Source organism: Aeromonas sp. EERV15, from assembly GCF_900079845.1.
Taxonomy (GTDB): Bacteria; Pseudomonadota; Gammaproteobacteria; order Enterobacterales; family Aeromonadaceae; genus Aeromonas; species Aeromonas sobria.
In genome coordinates, this window is the sequence record NZ_FKKY02000007.1 from 106,937 (window position 1) to 127,140 (window position 20,204).

At 59.2% G+C, this 20,204-nt stretch carries 15 protein-coding genes and 7 tRNA genes; 17 read left to right on the forward strand and 5 right to left on the reverse strand.

What is annotated here, in order from left to right:
• Positions 1-30: 30 nt before the first annotated feature.
• Complete coding sequence (gene rsgA, locus BN4575_RS07960; RefSeq protein ID WP_042018620.1) at positions 31-1,065, reverse strand: small ribosomal subunit biogenesis GTPase RsgA; 1,035 nt, start codon at positions 1,063-1,065, stop codon at positions 31-33.
• A gap of 92 nt (positions 1,066-1,157) precedes the next feature.
• On the opposite strand from rsgA, the gene orn reads away from it, so the two are divergent.
• The 8 genes from orn (at position 1,158) to BN4575_RS08000 (ending at position 2,682) form a co-directional block, all read left to right on the forward strand.
• Positions 1,158-1,703 carry an oligoribonuclease gene (orn, locus tag BN4575_RS07965; RefSeq protein WP_042018470.1) on the forward strand — a complete coding sequence of 182 codons (546 nt, stop codon included), beginning with the start codon at positions 1,158-1,160 and terminating at the stop codon, positions 1,701-1,703.
• Between the two features lie 178 nt (positions 1,704-1,881).
• Positions 1,882-1,957: transfer RNA gene (locus tag BN4575_RS07970), tRNA-Gly, on the forward strand.
• 36 nt (positions 1,958-1,993) lie between these two features.
• Positions 1,994-2,069: transfer RNA gene (locus tag BN4575_RS07975), tRNA-Gly, on the forward strand.
• A gap of 31 nt (positions 2,070-2,100) precedes the next feature.
• Positions 2,101-2,176: transfer RNA gene (locus BN4575_RS07980), tRNA-Gly, on the forward strand.
• A gap of 25 nt (positions 2,177-2,201) precedes the next feature.
• Positions 2,202-2,277, forward strand: a tRNA-Gly gene (locus BN4575_RS07985).
• Between the two features lie 25 nt (positions 2,278-2,302).
• Positions 2,303-2,378, forward strand: a tRNA-Gly gene (locus tag BN4575_RS07990).
• A gap of 128 nt (positions 2,379-2,506) precedes the next feature.
• Positions 2,507-2,582 (forward strand) — tRNA-Gly (locus BN4575_RS07995).
• A gap of 24 nt (positions 2,583-2,606) precedes the next feature.
• A tRNA-Gly gene (locus tag BN4575_RS08000) sits at positions 2,607-2,682 on the forward strand.
• A 386-nt stretch (positions 2,683-3,068) separates the two neighbouring features.
• On the opposite strand, the gene BN4575_RS08005 is transcribed toward BN4575_RS08000, so the two are convergent.
• The 3 genes from BN4575_RS08005 to BN4575_RS08015 form a co-directional block, all read right to left on the reverse strand.
• On the reverse strand, positions 3,069-3,278 hold the full coding sequence (locus BN4575_RS08005) for a cold-shock protein (protein WP_005317918.1): 210 nt from the start codon (positions 3,276-3,278) through the stop codon (positions 3,069-3,071).
• Positions 3,279-3,550: 272 nt separating this feature from the next.
• The gene (locus BN4575_RS08010) at positions 3,551-4,210 is read right to left on the reverse strand and encodes a LysM-like peptidoglycan-binding domain-containing protein (protein WP_042018255.1); all 660 of its coding nucleotides are present in this window, start codon (positions 4,208-4,210) and stop codon (positions 3,551-3,553) included.
• Between the two features lie 99 nt (positions 4,211-4,309).
• Positions 4,310-6,412, reverse strand: a complete 2,103-nt coding sequence (locus BN4575_RS08015; protein ID WP_068977803.1) for a methyl-accepting chemotaxis protein — start codon at positions 6,410-6,412, stop codon at positions 4,310-4,312.
• A gap of 274 nt (positions 6,413-6,686) precedes the next feature.
• Here BN4575_RS08015 and gltX point away from each other — a divergent pair, with 274 nt between their 5' ends.
• A complete protein-coding gene (gene gltX / locus BN4575_RS08020; protein WP_068977804.1) occupies positions 6,687-8,102 on the forward strand; it encodes a glutamate--tRNA ligase in 1,416 nt (471 codons plus the stop codon).
• A gap of 152 nt (positions 8,103-8,254) precedes the next feature.
• Here the strand turns inward: gltX and BN4575_RS08025 are convergent, their stop codons facing one another.
• Entirely contained in the window at positions 8,255-9,505 is a 1,251-nt protein-coding gene (locus BN4575_RS08025; RefSeq protein ID WP_068977805.1) for a methyl-accepting chemotaxis protein, read from the reverse strand.
• A gap of 100 nt (positions 9,506-9,605) precedes the next feature.
• Here BN4575_RS08025 and BN4575_RS08030 point away from each other — a divergent pair, with 100 nt between their 5' ends.
• From BN4575_RS08030 to BN4575_RS08065, 8 genes are all read left to right on the forward strand, one after another.
• Positions 9,606-10,358: a potassium channel family protein gene (locus BN4575_RS08030; RefSeq protein WP_068977806.1), complete on the forward strand. Its 753-nt coding sequence runs from the start codon at positions 9,606-9,608 to the stop codon at positions 10,356-10,358.
• 146 nt (positions 10,359-10,504) lie between these two features.
• Complete coding sequence (locus BN4575_RS08035; RefSeq protein ID WP_068977807.1) at positions 10,505-11,110, forward strand: TIGR04211 family SH3 domain-containing protein; 606 nt, start codon at positions 10,505-10,507, stop codon at positions 11,108-11,110.
• Between the two features lie 325 nt (positions 11,111-11,435).
• Positions 11,436-14,600: a bifunctional proline dehydrogenase/L-glutamate gamma-semialdehyde dehydrogenase PutA gene (putA, locus tag BN4575_RS08040; RefSeq protein WP_068977808.1), complete on the forward strand. Its 3,165-nt coding sequence runs from the start codon at positions 11,436-11,438 to the stop codon at positions 14,598-14,600.
• Positions 14,601-14,821: 221 nt separating this feature from the next.
• Complete coding sequence (gene nudC, locus BN4575_RS08045) at positions 14,822-15,601, forward strand: NAD(+) diphosphatase (RefSeq protein WP_068977809.1); 780 nt, start codon at positions 14,822-14,824, stop codon at positions 15,599-15,601.
• 182 nt (positions 15,602-15,783) lie between these two features.
• Positions 15,784-16,851: a uroporphyrinogen decarboxylase gene (gene hemE / locus BN4575_RS08050; RefSeq protein WP_042018242.1), complete on the forward strand. Its 1,068-nt coding sequence runs from the start codon at positions 15,784-15,786 to the stop codon at positions 16,849-16,851.
• Between the two features lie 110 nt (positions 16,852-16,961).
• Entirely contained in the window at positions 16,962-17,891 is a 930-nt protein-coding gene (locus BN4575_RS08055) for an ROK family protein (protein ID WP_068977810.1), read from the forward strand.
• Positions 17,892-17,950: 59 nt separating this feature from the next.
• Positions 17,951-18,961 (forward strand): erythrose-4-phosphate dehydrogenase, encoded by a 1,011-nt coding sequence (gene epd / locus BN4575_RS08060; RefSeq protein ID WP_042018238.1) that lies wholly within the window; start codon positions 17,951-17,953, stop codon positions 18,959-18,961.
• Positions 18,962-19,022: 61 nt separating this feature from the next.
• Positions 19,023-20,186 (forward strand): phosphoglycerate kinase, encoded by a 1,164-nt coding sequence (locus BN4575_RS08065; RefSeq protein WP_042018236.1) that lies wholly within the window; start codon positions 19,023-19,025, stop codon positions 20,184-20,186.
• Positions 20,187-20,204: the final 18 nt, after the last annotated feature.

Here is a 20,204-nt window from a genome sequence, read left to right on the forward strand (position 1 = left end):
TCTTAGTCAAAAGAGGGGGTGAATAGCAGGTCACAGTCGGGCCTGTTGCCGACCGTGACGGGCTTCCTGCATGGTTTCCAGGATGCGGTGATAATTGTAGAATCGATCGGCACTGATTTGGCCGCTATTGACGGCACCACGCAGTGCGCAGCCTGGGTCATCTTTGTGGGTACAGTCGCGAAAACGGCACCCCCCCAGATAGTCGCGAAACTCGATAAAGCACCAGGTGATGCGATCGGCTTCCAGATGCCAGAGGGCAAATTCGCGGATCCCCGGGGAGTCGATAAGATCGCCACCGCTCGGGAAGTGATAGAGTCGGGCCGTGGTAGTGGTGTGCTGGCCGAGCCCCGAGTTTTCCGAGACCTCGCCAGTGAGCACTCCCAGTCCCGGCATCAAGGCGTTGGTCAGGGACGATTTACCTACCCCTGACTGGCCGACGAAGATGCTGATCTTGCCTTCGAACTGGGCCTTGAGCTCGTCAAGTCCTTCGCCGCTCTCGCAACTGACCAGGATCACTTGATAGCCCAGTTTGCGATAGGGGGTCAGCTGCTGCTCAATACGCAGACGCGCTGCATCATCCAGCAAATCGACTTTGTTCAGCACTATGAGTGGCTGGATCTCCACATCCTCGGCGGCCACCAGATAGCGGTCGACGATGTTGGTGGAGAACTCGGGTAACACCGCCGAAACGATGATGATCTGGTCGATATTGGCCGCGATGGGTTTGACCCCGTCGTAGAAGTCCGGCCGGGTCAGCACTGAATGACGGGGATGAACCGCCTCGATGACCCCGGCGGTCGCAGCATTGAGGCCGGGACGCCACACCACCTTGTCGCCACACACCAGGCTACTGATGCTGCTGCGTCGCAGATTGCTGCGATGGATGGTGCCGTCAGTCGCTTCGACGTCTGCATGCTGACCGAAACGACTGATCACCATCCCTTCAATGGCCGGGCCAAACAGGGTGTCATCCACCACTGTGGTGTGATCTTTTTGCAGTCGCCGCTCGCGGTTAGCCTGGACGCGCCTTTGTTGACCCAGATTGAGTTTTGCTTTCTTTGCCACTCGATTCGCCAGTTTATGAACAGATCCAAAGCCAGTATGATACATGCAAATTGGCAAAATTCCGCCATTCCTCCCATATAGAGAGAGTAATCATGACAGTCAGCGCGCAGAACCTGGTATGGATCGACATGGAAATGACGGGTCTGGACCCTGAAGAGTGTGTCGTTCTGGAGATTGCCACCATAGTCACCGACAAGGATCTGAATGTGTTGGCTCAAGGCCCGGTCATCGCCATTCACCAGAGTGATGAAGAGCTGGCCAAGATGGACGACTGGAACGTCAATACCCACACCAAGAGCGGTCTGGTGGCCCGGGTCAAGGCAAGCCAGCATGATGAAGCCAAGGCGGTTGCCGAGACCCTCGAGTTTATTCGTCAGTGGGTGCCGGAGCGTACCAGCCCGCTGTGTGGCAACAGCATTGGCCAGGATCGCCGCTTCATGGTCAAGCACATGGGCGAGCTGGAAGCCTTCTTCCACTATCGCAACGTCGACGTCAGCACCATCAAGGAGCTGGTCCGTCGCTGGCAGCCGGAGTTGCTGGATCAGTTCACCAAGAGTGGCTCCCATCAGGCACTGGATGACATTCGTGAATCCATTGCAGAATTGCAGTTCTATCGCAGCCACGTCTTCAAAATCTGAGTACCAGGTAAGGAGTTACCCCGGTTTGGTTGCTAAAAGCGGCAGTTCGGCCAGCTTTTGAGCGAACGCGCGCTACCAGATAAAAAAGCCCTTGCAATTGGAACGACTGCTCTTATAATTCGGCTCCCGTACAGTAGCGCAAGCAACCAAATGCTGTACGACCTGTTTTAAGGTAGTTGCGGGAATAGCTCAGTTGGTAGAGCACGACCTTGCCAAGGTCGGGGTCGCGAGTTCGAGTCTCGTTTCCCGCTCCAAAAAGTGATGATGAAACTGGTTCAATCCAGCCAGATGCGGGAATAGCTCAGTTGGTAGAGCACGACCTTGCCAAGGTCGGGGTCGCGAGTTCGAGTCTCGTTTCCCGCTCCAATCATCATTGCACCTTCGAACAAAATTTGTTGCGGGAATAGCTCAGTTGGTAGAGCACGACCTTGCCAAGGTCGGGGTCGCGAGTTCGAGTCTCGTTTCCCGCTCCAATCTATTTGCAAATGACATTCCGTTGCGGGAATAGCTCAGTTGGTAGAGCACGACCTTGCCAAGGTCGGGGTCGCGAGTTCGAGTCTCGTTTCCCGCTCCAAATTATTTGCAAGTGACAATCTGTTGCGGGAATAGCTCAGTTGGTAGAGCACGACCTTGCCAAGGTCGGGGTCGCGAGTTCGAGTCTCGTTTCCCGCTCCAATACGTTTTGCCGGAGTAACCAGGTTGGTAGAGCATGATCCGTGCTTGCCAAGGCTGAGGTCGCGAGTTTGAATCTCGTTACCCGCTCCAAACAGTTTTTACTAGATATGTGTAAGTGATATTCCGTTGCGGGAATAGCTCAGTTGGTAGAGCACGACCTTGCCAAGGTCGGGGTCGCGAGTTCGAGTCTCGTTTCCCGCTCCAATCACTTGCAAATGACATTCTGTTGCGGGAATAGCTCAGTTGGTAGAGCACGACCTTGCCAAGGTCGGGGTCGCGAGTTCGAGTCTCGTTTCCCGCTCCAATCTCTCTCCTCGAAGTACATCAATCCAATATCTCAAGACACTCACTGCCATATCCAGTTGGTAGAGCATGATCCGCGCCTTGCCAAGGCTGGGGTCGCGAGTTCGAGTCTCGTTTCCCGCTCCAATCTCTCTCCTCAAAGTACATCAATCCAATATCTCTCCGAAGTACACCAATCCATCTTCGAAATTGCCCATTACATCGCGCTGCGATGCGTTGTCGTATCTGGCGTTTACTCAGCGCGTCTCGGCCGCCTCCTGCAAACAGGAAGGATATGGGGGCTCACACAGTGGGCTGAACGGGGCAAGCGGTTGTGACCGAAGAGGGCAAATTGCGGGCAAAAAAGAGGAGGGGCCTTGGCTCCTCCTGCGTATTCACTGGCGTGGCTTAGAGCAGGGTAACGTTCTCAGCCTGAGGACCTTTTTGGCCCTGAGTCACAGTGAACTGGACTTTCTGACCTTCAGCCAGGGTTTTGAAACCAGTGCTCTGGATGGAGGAGAAGTGAACGAAAACGTCCGGTCCTTGGGATTGCTCGATAAAGCCAAAACCCTTGGTTTCGTTGAACCATTTTACCTGGCCGGTGCGAATGTCAGACATGTGCTAAATCCTATCAATTACGAAATGAAACTAAGCCCGAGGTGGGCTGCATTTGCCTTGCAAGCAGGGGTTGGCTCATGACTGACCACGTCTCTTTGTCCCAGTAGCACGTAGAACAATCCCTGTTTAAAGCACAAACGATTGTACGTTAGCGCAGATCCTTGTCAATTTGCCCCCTTTCGTTTTTCGAACAAGCTAAAAATATTGTGAAGTCAGTAGCTTATTTGAAGGCAATTGACCAAAAAAACGGGAGGCCAGCGCCTCCCGTTTTGTTATTCCTTGAGGGCGAACCCTTCGCCCTGTCGATCATAGCGGTAGACCGCCTGACCGTAGGAGCGGATCTCTACCCGCTGGATGCGGCGGGAGTCATCCACCAGGATGAAGATGGCGCGGCCCGATTGCAGGCGGGTCAATGGCCGATCTGGCCCTTCGATGGCGATCAGGCGGCTCAGCTCCGCACCCGGCAACTCGAATTTGCGCCAGATGGAGTAGAGGGTCTCGCCTGCCTGCACCTCGTGTTGCAGCCAGGTACCGTTGACCTTCTCCTCGACCACGGGTTTGGCTGCCGCGGAGGTAGCGTTACCGGCAGTCAGTGCTTGCGCCGGTACCGCCAGTGGCACATCAAGCGAGCCGGATGGGGCCGCTTGAGGGGCGGTAGGGGCCGGCTCCCAGGCCAGCACCAGCAGCCAGAGCGGGATCAGGATCAGCAGACCTATGGTGTTTTTGCGCGGCAGCGGGCTGGACAGCTTGAATTTGCCTGCTTTGGCATCCTGGCGACGCTGGCCCAGGCTGCTCATCCCTTGGCCAAAACGTTGGCGCAGGGACAGAGTCACGGCATTGATGCGATGGAGCAGGGATCCTTGAGATTCGTCTTGGCGACGCAGCTGGGCTCGTCTGTTATGGCCTCGTGGGCGACGGTCCGGGGTGGGCACGGCATTTACCTCTCACTACATTGCCTGCCATCAGGCAAATTCGTTGCCTATGGTAAACGTACTCGCCCCCGAGGGGGAGAGTACCGGAGAGGAAAATTATCAGCTGAGACGAAATTGTCCCAATAATTGCTGCAATTGATCGGCTGCCTGACGTAATGCCTGACTGGCTTTGGCCGTATCGGTTGCATCCTGAGCAATGTCGTTGGCCAGTGCATTGGTTTTTGACAGGTTGCCGGAGACAGTCTCGGAGACCGAACTCTGCTCTTCGGCAGCGGAGGCGATCTGATAGGTCATGTCGTTGATGGTGGCAATGGCCTTGTAGATGGTGCCAAGCGCCTCTTCCGCCAGATCCGCTTCGCTCACCGCCTGATGGGTCAGCTGCTGGCTGTGGGTGATGGTGTTGACCGCATTGGCCGAGCTCAAACGAATTTTTTCGATCAGCTCCTGGGTATTTTGTACTGCTTGCTGGGTGTTACCCGCCAGTTTGCGCACCTCGTCAGCGACCACTGCAAAGCCGCGCCCCTGTTCGCCAGCACGCGCCGCCTCGATGGCAGCGTTGAGCGCCAGCAGGTTGGTCTGGTCGGCAATCCCCTGAATGACGGTGAGGATGCTGGTGATCTGGGTGCTGTCATGGGCCAGCCCTTCGACCACCTCGGCCCCTTTACCCGCTTCTGCCGCGACCTTGTGCATCGACTGGATCACCTGCTGGAAGCGCACCTTACCCTGTTCGGCCGCACTTTGGGCCTGTTTGGCCGAGTCGGCAGTGTTGTTGGCATGGGTCGCCACCTCCTGACTGACGTAGGACATCTCCTGCACGGCGGTCAGCATCTGCTCCATCTCTGCCTGGTGATGCTGCAGGTTATTGTCGGTTTGACCGGCGATGCGATCGGTATCGCTGGCGTGGCGGTTCACCTCGCTGGCCGTGTTCAGCACCTCCCCGAGCAGCCCCTGCAGCTTGTCGATAAAGCGGTTGATCCCTTTGGCCAGATCCCCCAGCTCGTCCACCGAGCGGGTAGTGAGGCGTTTGGTGAGATCCCCCTCGCCATCGGCGATGTCATCCACCAGGCTCACCATCTGACGGATGGGGCCTGTGATGCTGCGGGCGATCACCAGCATGGTGGCCAGTGCCAGCACCAGCACGATAACGGCGCCCACCAATTGCTGGGTCATGGCAGCCTGGTTCATGTCGCTCAGCTGGCTCTCCAGTTGATCAGCCCCCGCCAGTACCACCTTGTAGGGCAGCGTGACAATGATCGCCCAGTTACGGCTCATTCCCGGCACCATAATAGGCACCGAGATGCGGAACGACTCGTCCAGCTCCTGACGCTGCACTTCCGGTTTAAGGTACTGCAGCCACTGGTTGCCAAGTACCTTCTCTGCGCTACTGCCGAGCAGGCTGGCATCGCCGCTGGTACCGGTGATGACGCCAGCGGCGCTGACGATCAGGGTTTCCCCCTTGCCGTCATAGATGTTGCTGTTGAGGGTCTTGGCCTGACGGCTGATGGAGTCCACCGCCAAGTCCAGCGCGGCGACCCCCTTGAACTGACCGCCCACCAGAATGGGAGTGGTGATGGTGCTCACCAGCACCTGTTGACCGTTGATGTCCACCTTGAAGGGATCGATCAGGCAGGATTGCCCTTCCCGTTTCGGGCAGGAGTAGTAGTCATTGGCGGGATTGCCGAATTGGTCCGGATCCGTTTTTTCGATGGAGAGCAGCAGGTCGGTGCCGATTTGATCCTTGTCGCGATAGAAGTAGGGGACGAAGCGACCCTTGCCGTCACTGCCGAGTGTATTCTGGCCGGCGAAGGCGGCATCCTGACCGTCGAAGCCGTTGGGCTCGAAGCCAGCAAAGGCGCCATAGAGCTGGGGTTCCAGCGCCAGCTGCGCCTTGAGCAGATCGATCGCCTGCTGGCGATCCAGTGGCAGCTTACCCTGTTGCTGCAACGCGAGGGCGCTGGCCATCTGCTGGGTATAGGAGAGCCCTTTTTGCAACAATTGGGTGATGGTGGCAGCCTCGGCGCGGGCGTTGGCGCTCACTTTTTGCCACGCCTCCTGTTGCAGCGCTGCGCGGCTGGAGCTGATGGTCAGTTTTTGGGTCTGTTGACCCGAGTATTGGTTGAGCAGGATCAGAATGACCAGGGCTGCCGTCATGGCGATCCCGGCCATCACTAGAATGCGATTCTGGATAGAACGAAATTGCATCGTCTCTTCCTTGTGCGTGAGAAGTATGGTGAGCGTTATTTGGGTATCGGCTGAAGGAGGCAGCTCTCCAGCACGATGCATAGCAAATCTGAAACGGCACTTCTGTTTTGCGATCCCCTTCAAATATCAGGCGGTAAGCGGCCTGACCACACATTTAATCCTCCTACTTTGGCCCACAACGGCTTCATGGTTTTCCCATCCGCGATGGTCGGTGCTAAAATGCGACGGTTTTTTCTAACGAATTGGCCCAAGGCCCTCTACACAAGGCTTAAAGATGAAAGTCAAAACCCGTTTTGCTCCCAGCCCGACCGGCTTTTTGCATGTCGGCGGTGCCCGTACCGCACTCTATTCCTGGTTGTTTGCAAAGAGCCAGGGCGGTGAGTTCGTGCTGCGTATTGAGGATACTGACCTGGAACGTTCCACTCAGGAGGCGATCGACGCCATTATTGAGGGAATGGGCTGGTTGGAGCTGAACTGGGATGAGGGCCCCTACTACCAGACCAAGCGTTTCGACCGTTATAACGCCTTGATTGACGAGATGCTGGCCGATGGCCGCGCCTACAAGTGCTACTGCTCCCGCGAGCGGCTTGACGAATTGCGCGAAGGCCAGATGGCCAATGGCGAGAAGCCTCGTTATGACGGTAAGTGCCGCGACCACGCCCACGACCATCCGGCCGATGCGCCGCACGTTATTCGCTTCCGCAACCCGACTGAAGGCTCTGTGGTGTTCGATGACCACGTCCGTGGCCGCATCGAGTTCGCCAACACCGAGCTCGACGATCTGATCATCCGTCGTACCGATGGCGCGCCGACCTACAACTTCTGCGTGGTGGTCGATGACTGGGACATGGAGATCACCCACGTGGTGCGTGGCGAAGACCACATCAACAACACCCCGCGTCAGATCAATATCTACAAGGCATTGAATGCGCCGGTGCCGGAATTTGCCCACGTCTCCATGATCCTGGGTGACGACGGTGCCAAGCTCTCCAAGCGCCACGGTGCTGTCTCCGTGATGCAGTACCGCGACGATGGCTACCTGCCGGAAGCGCTGCTGAACTATCTGGTGCGTCTGGGCTGGTCCCACGGCGATCAGGAGATCTTCACCCTGGATGAGATGATCAAGCTGTTCAGCCTGGATGCTATCTCCAAGTCCGCCTCTGCGTTCAATACCGACAAGCTGCTGTGGCTCAACAACCACTACATGCGCACTCTGGATCCGGCCCGTGTTGCCACCTTCCTGGCATGGCACATGGAAAACCAGCAGATCGACACTCGCAATGGCCCGACCTTGCCAGAAGTGGTGACCCTGCTGGCCGAGCGCTGCAATACGCTCGTTGAGATGGCTGCCCAGAGCCGCTATCTGTTCGAAGAGTACGAAGCCATTGACGAAGCGGCTGCCAAGAAGCACCTGCGCGGTGTGGCGGCCGAGCCGCTGGCGCTGGCCAAGGCCAAGCTGGCCGCACTGGATAGCTGGACCACCGAAGCGCTGCACGAGCTGATTGAAGCGACTGCCGCCGAGCTGGGTCAGGGCATGGGCAAGGTCGGCATGCCGCTGCGCGTTGCTGTCACCGGTCTGGGTCAGTCACCGGGTATCGACGCCGTGATGGCGCTGGTCGGCAAAGAGCGCGTGCTTGCTCGTATCGACCGTGCATTGGCTTATATCGAAGCGCGCATGGCTGCCGAGTAAGCTCTGCCGATGTGGTGGGTGAGGGGATAACCCTGATCTGCCATTCGCCGAATAGAAAAAATCCGAAACCAGTGGTTTCGGATTTTTTTATGGCTGCGATTTGCCGTTCTATTGGGGCTAGGCGGGCTGTCATGCCCGACCAGTGAGCGCTGTCAGATAAGTTTGAAGGACTGGATCTGGCTGTCGAGCTCCTTGCTGTGTTGTTCTACCAGTTCTGAGGCTTCCTGCAGTTCGCGGAAAACCACAACAGATCCTTCCGCGATCTGTTTGACCTGCTCCAGATTGCCACGCATCTCTTCGGCGACCGCGATCTGCTGTTCGGAGGCGGTGGCGATATGGCGATTCATGTCGGCCACCCCCAGCACCCGCTCCACTATGGTAGCGAGCTGGGTACCTGCCTGTGTCACCTGCTCCACCCCCTTGTCTGCCTGGCGCACGCTCTGGGCCATCAGCTCGGCAGCTTGACCGGCATTGCCCTGCAACTGTTCGATCATCTTCTGGATCTCGACAGTGGCGGCCTGGGCGCGGTTGGCCAGCTCGCGCACCTCGGAGGCCACCACCGCAAAGCCGCGACCCGCTTCCCCGGCGCGGGCAGCTTCGATGGCGGCGTTAAGGGCCAGCAAGTTGGTCTGTTCGGAAATACTGCGAATGGTGTCGACCACAGAGCCGATCTGCTCGACCCCCTGTTCTACCTGATTAACCACGCTTGCCGAGCGTTGGATGTTGCCAGAAAGGGTATCGATGGTGCTGACGGTGTCGGCGACGCAGCGGCTGCCTTCGTGTGCCAACAGACTGGTTTCTGCAGTGGCACGGGAGGCTTGATCCGCATGGGCTGCAACCTCGCGAATGGCGCCCACCATCTGGCTCATGGCACTGGCCAGTTGCTCAATCTGGGTGAACTCTTCGCTGATCGCTTCGTGGGCTTCCTCCATGCAGAGGGTCACCTGGGAGGCGATGTCGTTGAGCTCCTTGCAGGCGACACGCTGGTTGCCGAATACCTCTTTGAGGTTCTCCTGCGAGTGGGAGACCGCCTTGGCGATGTCACCGAACTCATCACGGGATCTGAGCAATACCTTGTGGCTGAGATCCCGCTTGGCAAAGCGCTCCAGCAGGCCGACCAGATAGTTCACCTGTTTGACCATCAGCCGGGAGCCGGTGAGTAGCAGGATCACGAACAGCAACCCCATGATGGCTGTCTCCATCAGACCGGTCCAGAGCAGGCGATTGGAGATGGCATCCGCTTTGGCCGGATCCAGCCCTTCGGCGAGCAGGGTTATCTCGAGATTGTTGGCATCAAACCAGAGTTTGGTCAGTAGCATCAGGGTACTGAACACCATCAGCAGCACCACTTTGGGTACCAGACGGATGTTGCTCATTCGCTTTTCCAGCAGGTTCAACTGCATTATCATTCTCCTTGTAAAATCTGCTTATCCTTTCCCGTCAGGGCTATCGGCATTATCTGCTTTTTTATTAATCCGTAATGTATTCAACATTGGAAAATGTATGCGAAGTCACTTAACTCATCTGCGGGCGATGGATCTGCTGATGGCATTTCTGTCTATTGTGTCGGTATTGCTGGTGACGGCTCGCTGGTGGGGCCACCAGAGTGTCACCCCGCAGACCTTGCAGCTCTTCTATGACATCGACAGCCTGATTTGCTACATCTTCCTCGCTCACTTTGCCTATGGCTGGGTGCGGGCCAGCGACAAGTGGGCTTTTTTCAGGGCCAACTGGATCTATCTGCCGGGTAGCCTGCCGATGGTGGAGCAACTGCGCTGGGCGCGTTTGATCCAGTTGTGGCGAGTCTATCAGTTACTGCGGGATCAGCCTGATCTGTGGGCTTTATTCCGCCGCGAGCGCAACGAGACCACCATATCTGGCATCCTGTTCCTGTTCTTCCTGCTGCTCGGGGTGGGCTCCGGCGTCATGTACTGGATTGAGTCGGGCCAGCCTGGCAGCCAGATTGAGACCCCTTACGATGCCTTCTGGTGGACGCTAGTGACCCTCTCTACCGTGGGGTATGGCGATCTGGTACCCAAGACCGAGCAGGGGCGTTTCGTTGCAAGCCTGCTGATCCTGTTCGGGGTCGGTCTGTTTGGTGCCATCAGCGGTTTTATGGCCAGTTTGTTCCTGCAGCCCAACAAGGGGGATGGCGAGACCGACAAGTGGCGCCATCACTACAACAGTCAGCAGGAGCTGCTGTTGCAGGAGATCCGCGCCCTGCGCAGCGAGGTGCGGGAGCTGAAAAACAAGTAAGGCCGCGGGCGGGCAAGTTGCGAGCTGACTCGCAACTCTGCGCGCTTTATTCGGGGGGAGGTGCTTTTTCTTTGCTTGTCCTTTAACCTGCAGGCGGCTTAACATTCAACCTCTTGTCCAAACCTGAAAAAGAGAACCGATCGACCATGCGCGCCCTTCTCGGGATTTTGATCTGCTTGTGTGCCCAACAGGCACTGGCCGATACCCGTTATGTTTCAGACAACATTTTTACCTTCATCCACAACGGTCCGGGCACCCAGTACCGGATCCTTGGCAGCATCAAGGCTGGTGAACCGCTGGAGGTAAAAGCGGTGAACAGCGAGGCCGGTTTCACCCAGGTGGTGGACAGTCGTGGTCGCGAAGGATGGATCAAAAACAGCGAACTGCAGAGCCAGATCAGCCTGCGCGAGCGGCTGCCCCAGGTGGAAAAAGAGCGCGATGAGCTCAAAGACCGCCTGCAGAATCTCAACGGTGACAACGAGAAACGCTTCACCGAGAAGGATGGCCAGCTCGCTGCCCAGAGCAAGGAGATTGCCGCCCTCAAGGTCCAGCTGGTTAGTCAGGGTGAGGAGCTTGGCAATCTCAAAGAGCAAAATGATGCCCTGACCCAAAGCTACGACAACCAGGAACACGACATGCAGATGGACTGGTTTATCCGTGGTGGTGCCATGGTGGGGGCGGGGATCCTGCTCGGTATCCTGCTGCCGATGCTGCCCCGTCGTCGCAGCCGCGGCGATCGCTGGATGAATTGACCGCACTGGTCTGAATAAACTGAAGGGTCGCCGTGGCGGCCCTTCTTTTTTATCTGCCTTTTTGCTCGCACCGGGTTGCCGGGGCCAGCAGTTCGAGTGGCTGAACAGAACGGCACAAGATCGTATACAAAATGATGCCAGTTGACCCTCTTCATAGTCGGAAAGGGGACTCGTAGAGGGAGAGTGAGGCAGAATTAGCGATATTTGTTAAAGAGTGGAAACAAATTCATTTCATATAGGGTGCAACATTGTATACATTATCGGCGTTTCGGCGGCGCGTCCGCCTTTGTCGATATCAGCCTTCGGGCGTACAGGAAGACCCCCTATGTTCAAAGCGACTCACGTGCTTGCTGCTGACTACATTCCCTCCGATCTGATCGCCCTGCGCGAAGCCATCACCCAGAACTACGTGGTGGATGAAAATGCCTATCTGGCCGAACTGTCGGCCATGCTGGCGGTGGATGGTGCCGCGCTGGAGCAGGTGACCCAGCGCGCCCGTATGCTGGTGACCAAGGTGCGCAAGGAGAGCGGCTCCGGTGACGGTATCGACGCCTTCCTGCAGGAGTACAGTCTCGATACCCAGGAGGGGATCATCCTGATGTGTCTGGCCGAGGCACTGCTGCGCATTCCCGATGCAGAGACCGCCGATGCCCTGATCAAGGACAAGCTCTCCGGCGCCAACTGGTCCTCCCATTTCCGCAAGAGCGACTCCACTCTGGTCAACGCCTCCACCTGGGGGCTGATGCTGACCGGCAAGATCATCAAGCTCGACAAGAAGCTCGACGGCAATCCGGCCAACTTGCTGGGGCGCATGGTCAACAAGCTGGGGGAGCCGGTGGTGCGCTCCGCCATGTATGCCGCCATGAAGATCATGGGCAAGCAGTTCGTGCTGGGGCGCGACATGAAAGAAGCCCTCAAGGCGAGCCGCAAATCTCGCGAGCTGGGCTACACCCACACCTACGACATGCTGGGTGAATCGGCCCTCACCTTGCAAGATGCCGACAAATACCTGACCGATTATCGCAACGCCATCGAGGCGGTCGGCAATGAGCGGATCAGCGACGGCGGCCCGGCCCCCTCCATCTCCATCAAACTCTCGGCGCTCCATCCACGCTATGACGTGGCCAACCGTGAACGGGTGCTTGGCGAGATGTGCGAGCGGCTGGTGGGTCTGGTGCGGCTGGCCCGTGACAAGGATGTGGCCATCAGCATCGATGCCGAGGAGATGGATCGACTCGAGCTGTCGCTGGACTTGTTCGAGCAGCTTTACCGCTCCGATGCCAACCGTGGCTGGGGCAAGCTCGGCATGGTGGTGCAGGCTTACTCCAAGCGCGCTCTGCCGGTACTCTGCTGGCTCACCGCGCTGGCCCGCGAGCAGGGTGACCTCATTCCGGTGCGACTGGTAAAAGGCGCCTACTGGGACAGCGAACTGAAATATGCCCAGCAGGCGGGCCTGCCCGGCTACCCGCTGTTTACCCGCAAGGCGGGCACCGATATCTCTTACCTCGCCTGTGCCCGCTACCTGCTGAGCGAGCCGACTCGCGGTTTTATTGCCCCCCAGTTCGCCACCCACAACGCCAATACCGTGGTCAGCATTCTGGAGATGGCCGGCGATCGCCAGTTTGAGTTCCAGCGTCTGCACGGCATGGGGGAGGAGCTGCACAACGCGGTGCTGAACGACAATCCCGGTCTGCACTGCCGCATCTATGCCCCGGTCGGTGCCCACAAAGACTTGCTGCCCTATCTGGTGCGCCGCCTGCTGGAGAACGGGGCCAACACCTCCTTCGTTCACAAGCTGGTGGATCCCAACACCCCGGTGGATTCACTGGCGGAACACCCGCTGCGCACCCTCAAGCGCTACTCCGGCTTTGCCAACGACCGCATTCCCCAGCCGGTGAACCTCTTCACCGACCGCAAGAACTCCAGCGGCGTCAACATGAACATCCTCTCCATCCAGCGTCCCTTCTTCGCCCGCTTGCAAGAGCTGGAGAGCAAGCAGTGGCTGGCGGGCCCCATCGTTGATGGCGAGACCCTCAAGCGCAGCGAAGCCCGTGTGGTGCTGAGCCCGCAGGATGTGAGCCTCACCGTTGGCAAGATCCACTGGGCCGACGAGCAGGCGGTGGAGCAGGCCTTGGCATCCGCCCATGCCGCCTTCCCGCGCTGGCGCGCAACGCCGGTGAGCGAGCGGGCTGCCGCGCTGGAGAAGCTGGCGGATCTGCTGGAAGCGAACCGCGAGCAGTTCGTCTCCCTCTGTACCCGCGAGGCGGGCAAGCTGCTGCAGGACGGCATCGACGAGGTACGTGAAGCGGTGGATTTCTGTCGCTACTACGCGGTGCAGGCCCGCAGCCTGATGGGGCAGGCGACCCTGCTGCCCGGTTACACCGGCGAGCAGAACGAGCTGTTCCTGCAGGGGCGCGGGGTGTTTGTCTGCATCAGTCCGTGGAACTTCCCGCTGGCGATTTTCCTCGGCCAAATCGCTGCAGCGCTGGCCACCGGCAACACCGTCATCGCTAAACCGGCGGAGCAGACCGGCCTTATCGCCCATCTGGCGGTGACCCTGGCCCATCAGGCCGGTATCCCGGGCGATGTGCTGCAACTGCTGCCCGGTGATGGTGCCACCGTCGGCGCCAAGCTGACGGCGGATCCGCGTATCGGCGGCGTCTGCTTCACCGGCTCCACCGAGACCGCCAAGCTCATCAACATGACCCTGGCCCAGCGCGATGGCGCCATCCTGCCGCTCATCGCCGAGACCGGCGGTCAGAACGCCATGATTGTCGACTCCACCGCCCTGCCGGAGCAGGTGGTGCGCGACGTGGTAAGCGCCGCCTTCCAGAGCGCCGGTCAGCGCTGCTCGGCCCTGCGAGTGCTCTATCTGCAGGAGGAGATAGCCCCGCGGGTGCTGGAGATCCTCACCGGCGCCATGCAGGAGCTGAAAGTGGGCAATCCGGCCGAGCACAATACTGACGTCGGCCCGGTGATCGACGCCGATGCCAAGCTGGGGTTGGATGCCCATCTGGCCCGGATGATCCCGCGCGCTCGCCTGATTGCGCAGGCGCCGATGCCCGCCGCGACGATGGAAGGGCACTTTGTTCAACCGACTGCGCTGGAGATCGGCTCCATCCGCGAGCTGGTGAAGGAGCAATTCGGCCCCATCCTGCACGTGGTGCGCTACGCCATCCGGGATCTGGACAAGGTGATCAGCGACATCAACGGCACCGGCTACGGCCTGACGCTGGGGATCCACAGCCGCAACGAATCCCACGCCGAGGAGCTGGCGAGCCGCATCAACGTGGGTAACGTCTACATCAACCGCAACCAGATCGGCGCCATGGTCGGGGTGCAGCCGTTCGGCGGGCAGGGGCTCTCCGGCACCGGTCCCAAGGCGGGTGGCCCCCACTACTTAAGCCGCTTCGTTACCGAGAAGACCCGCACCATCAACACCACGGCGGTGGGCGGCAACGCCTCCCTGCTGGCGATGGGCGATGCCTGATCCGCGTCGATAGTGGCCGGATACGGGATACCGGATAACAACGGGCCGCCTTCGGGCGGCCTCTTTATTTGCACCATCCGTTTTTTACGAATGGGACAATCGGCCACGGCGGGGTCGTCAGCGACCCGTGCTGGTCGTAAGATGGGAACCATTCGCGCGGCGTTTGCCCCTTGGTCGGCCAGCCGTGGTCAGGGTTTTGTTTTAACGAGAGTGATTATCTGATGTCATTAACCGAACAAGCCCGCTGGTTCGTACTGGGGGGCGATCATCTGGTACTGCTCGATCAGCAGGGAGTGGTGCCACAGGGAAGTAAAGCGTGCCTGCCTGCTGCGCTGGCAGAGGCGCGTTTCGAGCGTTTTGACGAGTGGCAGGGGCTGCCCTGCTATCTGCTGGATCTGGGAGATGAGGGCGACACGGCGATGTTGGCCCCCCTACGCCAGCTGATGGTGGCGGGGGATGAAGAGGGCTTTCGTCTCGCGGGCCGTGCCTGGCAGCTCGCCACCTTTCGCCGCACCCACCGCTTCTGCGGCGAGTGCGGCGCCCCCATGACCCCGAAGGTGGGGGAGTGGGCGCAGGTGTGCCACTATGGTCACACGGCCTATCCGCGCATTTCACCCTGCATTATCGTAGCGGTGCGCAAGGGGCCGGAGATCCTGCTGGCTGCCCATCGTCGTCACTATCAGGCCGACGATCCCATGTATACCGTGCTGGCAGGGTTTGTGGAGGCGGGGGAGAATCTTGAGCAGTGCGTGGCGCGGGAGGTGTTCGAGGAGAGCGGCATCCGGGTGCGCAATGTGCGCTATGTGGCTAGCCAGCCCTGGCCCTTCCCCCACAGCCTGATGATGGGCTTTACCGCCGACTACGAGAGCGGCGAGATCAAGGTGCAGGATGACGAACTGGTCGCCGCCGATTTCTTTGCCGCCGACCGGCTGCCGCGCTTGCCGCCCCACGGCACCATCGCCCGGCGGCTGATCGAGCGTTCGCTGGCGGGCGAGGGGTAACGAGGCGCTGATCTTTTTGCCAACCTTTTCGCACCTTTTTTTGTAAACAGGGCGCTCTGGTTTGCGCCCCTTCACATCTTTGCAACCGCGGGTCCATTTGCCCCGTTTTGGGCAGTCCGCTCCGGTGGGCAAAGTGGTATTATGGCCGCCATTTTATGCGTGATACGAACTCAGGAACTGGGATGAAAGAGCTGAAGAACGATCGATACCTGCGCGCCCTGCTGCGCCAGGACGTGGATATGACCCCGGTATGGATGATGCGCCAGGCTGGCCGCTATCTGCCGGAATACAAGGCGACTCGCGCCCAGGCGGGGGATTTCATGTCCCTGTGCCGCAACGCCGAGCTGGCCTGTGAAGTCACCCTGCAGCCGCTGCGCCGCTACCCGCTCGATGCCGCCATCCTCTTCTCCGACATCCTCACCGTGCCCGATGCCATGGGGCTGGGTCTCTACTTCGAGCAGGGTGAAGGCCCGCGCTTCGAGCGCCCGATCACATCCATGGCCGACGTGCAGGCGCTGCCGATCCCGGATCCGGAAGATGAGCTGGGCTACGTGATGAATGCGGTGCGCACCATCCGCCGCGAGCTGAAGGGCGAAGTGCCGCTGATCGGTTTCTCCGGCAGCCCCTGGACCCTGGCCACTTACATGGTGGAGGGGGGCAGCTCCAAGGCGTTCACCAAGATCAAGCAGATGATGTACGCAGAGCCCATGACCCTTCACCTGTTGCTCGACAAGCTGGCCGACAGCGTGATTAGCTATCTCAACGCCCAGATCAAGGCGGGGGCTCAGGCGGTCATGGTGTTCGACACCTGGGGTGGTGTGCTCACCCCGCGGGATTACCGCGACTTCTCCCTGCAGTACATGCACAAGATTGTCGATGGCCTGATCCGCGAGCACGATGGTCGCCGCGTGCCGGTCACCCTGTTCACCAAGAACGGCGGTCAGTGGCTGGAGCAGATCGCCGCCACCGGTTGCGATGCGCTGGGGCTGGACTGGACCATCGACATTGCCGACGCCAAGCGCCGGGTCGGCGACAAGGTGGCGCTGCAGGGCAACATGGATCCCTCCATGCTCTACGCCAATCCGGCACGGATCCGTGAAGAGGTCGCTTCCATTCTGGCCGGTTTCGGTCAGGGCAACGGCCACGTCTTCAACCTGGGTCACGGCATCCATCAGGATGTGAACCCGGAGCACGCTGGCGTGTTCGTCAACGCGGTGCACGAGCTCTCTGCCCAGTATCACGGCCGCTAAGGCCGGTGTGGGCGAAGAGAAACTGATTGATATCCGGGGCCGTAAGGCCCCGTTTTACATTTAAAAAGGTGCCGCGACGACGAGAGCGTGGCGATCGTGCAGGAGGCAAGATGAGCAGCAAGTCACTGGATTGGGGTATCGATCTTGGCGGTACCAAGTGTGAATGTGTGGTGCTGGATGGCGACGAGGTGCTGCTGCGCCATCGCATCCCCACCGAGCGGGCTGGCGGTTATGACCATATGATCGGCCAGATCGCCAAGCTGGTAGCTGAGTGCGCCGAGAAGATTGGCCAGCGCCCGACCGTCATCGGTATGGGCACCCCCGGCGCTAGGGATCCGCAGACCGGCCTGATGAAGAACTGCAACACCACCGAGCTCAACGGCAAGCCGTTCAAGGAAGATCTGGAGCGCAAGCTGGGCGTGCCGGTGCTGATTGCCAACGACGCCAACTGCTTCGCGCTGGCAGAAACCCACCTCGGCGCAGTGCGTCAGCACCATCCCGATGCCAAAGTGGTGTTCGGCATCATCATGGGCACCGGGGTCGGCTCAGGGATCGTCATCAACGGCCAGATCCTCAATGGCCACCACGGCATCGCCGGTGAGTGGGGCCACAACGTGCTCGCCCCCGATGGTCCCGAGTGTTACTGCGGCAAACGCGGCTGCGTCGAGACCCTGATCAGTGGCCCGGCGCTGGAGGCCTGGTACGAGGCCAAGGCCAAGCGTCGCCTCTCGCTCGCCCAGATTGCGGTGGCGAGCGCTCACGATCATGTTGCCAAGCTCACCATCGACAGGCTACACCTGCTGTTTGGTCAGGCGCTGGCCAACGTGGTCAACATTCTGGATCCGGACGTGATCGTCATCGGCGGCGGGGTGGGTAACGTACAGAGCCTTTACAGCGTGGGACGGCAGACAATTTTGCCCTTCCTCTTTAATCCCCGCTTCGCAACCCCCATTATTGCACCTGCCCTTGGCGACAGTGCCGGGGTATTCGGGGCGGCGTTGCTGGCTCGCGGTGAATTCAAGGAGGCCCTGCTGTCGTAGCCGGGGCTCCCGGGCGGCCGGTGCGCCGCCTGTTGCTGGTTCAAGGAAACGGATTCTCGATGATCAAGATTGCCATCAATGGTTACGGGCGGATCGGTCGCAATGTGTTGCGAGCCCTCTATGAAAGCGGGCGCGACAAGACCATCAAGATCGTCGCCATCAATGAGCTGGCGGCCCCCGAGGCCATGGTGCACCTGACCCGTTACGATACCAGTCACGGTCGCTTCCACCATCCGGTGCAACTGGCAGGCAACAGCATGCTGGTGGGGGAGGATCTCATCTCTTTGTTCGCCGAGCGGGATCCGTCGAAGCTGCCGTGGCGGGCGCTGGGGGTGGATGTGGTGCTCGATTGCACCGGGGTGTTCGGCTCGCGGGCCGATGCCGAGCTGCATCTGGCGGCGGGAGCGGGCAAGGTGCTGTTCTCCCACCCGGCCGATGCGGATGTGGATGCCACCGTGGTCTACGGGGTTAACCATCAGGTGCTGACCGGACGGGAGCGGATCGTCTCCAACGCCTCTTGTACCACCAACTGCGTGGTGCCGGTGATTGAAACATTGCATCGAGAATTCGAGATAAATTGTGGTACTATTACGACAATTCATTCGGCCATGCATGATCAGCAAGTCATCGATGCCTACCACAGTGACTTGCGCCGAACCCGCGCTGCCAGTCAGTCCATCATTCCGGTGGATACCAAGCTGGCAAAGGGGCTGGAGCGTATCCTGCCCCATTTCGCCGGCAAGTTCGAGGCGATCGCGGTGCGGGTGCCGACCATCAATGTAACAGCGATGGATCTCAGTATTACTGTTCGTAAAAAAGTGACAGTTACTGACGTAAATCAAGCCCTGCAACGGGCGTCCAGAGGTACATTACAAGGTATTCTGGATTACACGGAAGAGCCTTTGGTCTCCGTAGACTTCAATCATGATGCACACTCCTGCATCATTGATGGTACCCAGACCCGGGTGAGCGATGCCAACCTCGTCAAGATGTTGATGTGGTGTGATAACGAATGGGGCTTCGCAAACCGGATGCTGGATACCACCCGGGCCATGATGGCCGCAGGCTGAGCCTGCCCCGGGCGAATAGGTTACTGTTTTTAACATTACCTGAAAATATAGAGGACTGAATATGTCTGTTATCAAGATGACTGACCTGGATCTGGCGGGTAAACGCGTTCTGATCCGTGCTGACCTGAACGTACCGGTAAAAGACGGTAAGGTCACTTCCGATGCACGTATCGTGGCGACGCTGCCGACCATCAAGCTGGCTCTGGAAAAGGGCGCCAAGCTGATGATCACCTCCCACCTGGGTCGTCCGACCGAGGGTGAATACAACGAAGAATTCTCCCTGGCTCCGGTTGTCAACTATCTGAAAGACGCTCTGTCTTGCCCGGTTCGTCTGGCCAAAGATTACCTGGATGGCGTAGACGTCGCAGCCGGTGAGCTGGTAGTGCTGGAAAACTGCCGTTTCAACAAAGGCGAGAAGAAGAACACCGAAGAGCTGGCCAAAAAATACGCCGCCCTGTGTGATGTCTTTGTAATGGATGCGTTCGGTACTGCTCACCGCGCCGAAGGTTCTACCTACGGTGTTGCCCAGTTTGCTCCAGTTGCTTGTGCCGGTCCGCTGCTGGCGGGTGAGCTGGAAGCCCTGGGTAAAGCCATGCTGAAGCCAGAGCGCCCGATGGTTGCCATCGTTGGCGGCTCCAAGGTCTCCACCAAGCTGACCGTGCTGGAATCCCTCTCCAAGATCGCTGACCAGCTGGTTGTCGGTGGTGGCATCGCCAACACCTTCATCGCTGCTGCCGGTCACAACGTCGGCAAGTCCCTGTGCGAACACGACCTGCTCGACACCGCCAAGAAGCTGGCTGCCGAGACCAATATTCCGGTCACCACCGACGTGGTTGTAGGCACCGAGTTCTCCGAGTCCACTCCGGCCACCATCAAGTCTGTTGCTGACGTGACTGACGGCGACATGATCTTCGACATCGGCCCTGACTCTGCCAAGGCCCTGGCTGACATCATCATGAACGCCAAGACCATTCTGTGGAACGGCCCGGTTGGTGTGTTCGAGTTCGATCAGTTCTCTGCTGGCACCAAAGTGATCGCTGAAGCCATCGCTGCTTCTCCGGCATTCTCCATCGCTGGCGGTGGTGACACCCTGGCTGCCATCGACAAGTTTGGCATCGCCGACAAAGTCTCCTACATCTCCACTGGCGGCGGCGCCTTCCTGGAGTTCGTAGAAGGCAAGGTACTGCCGGCTGTTGCGATGCTGGAACAGCGCGCCAAAGCCTAATTGACCCGAGACGGGGGG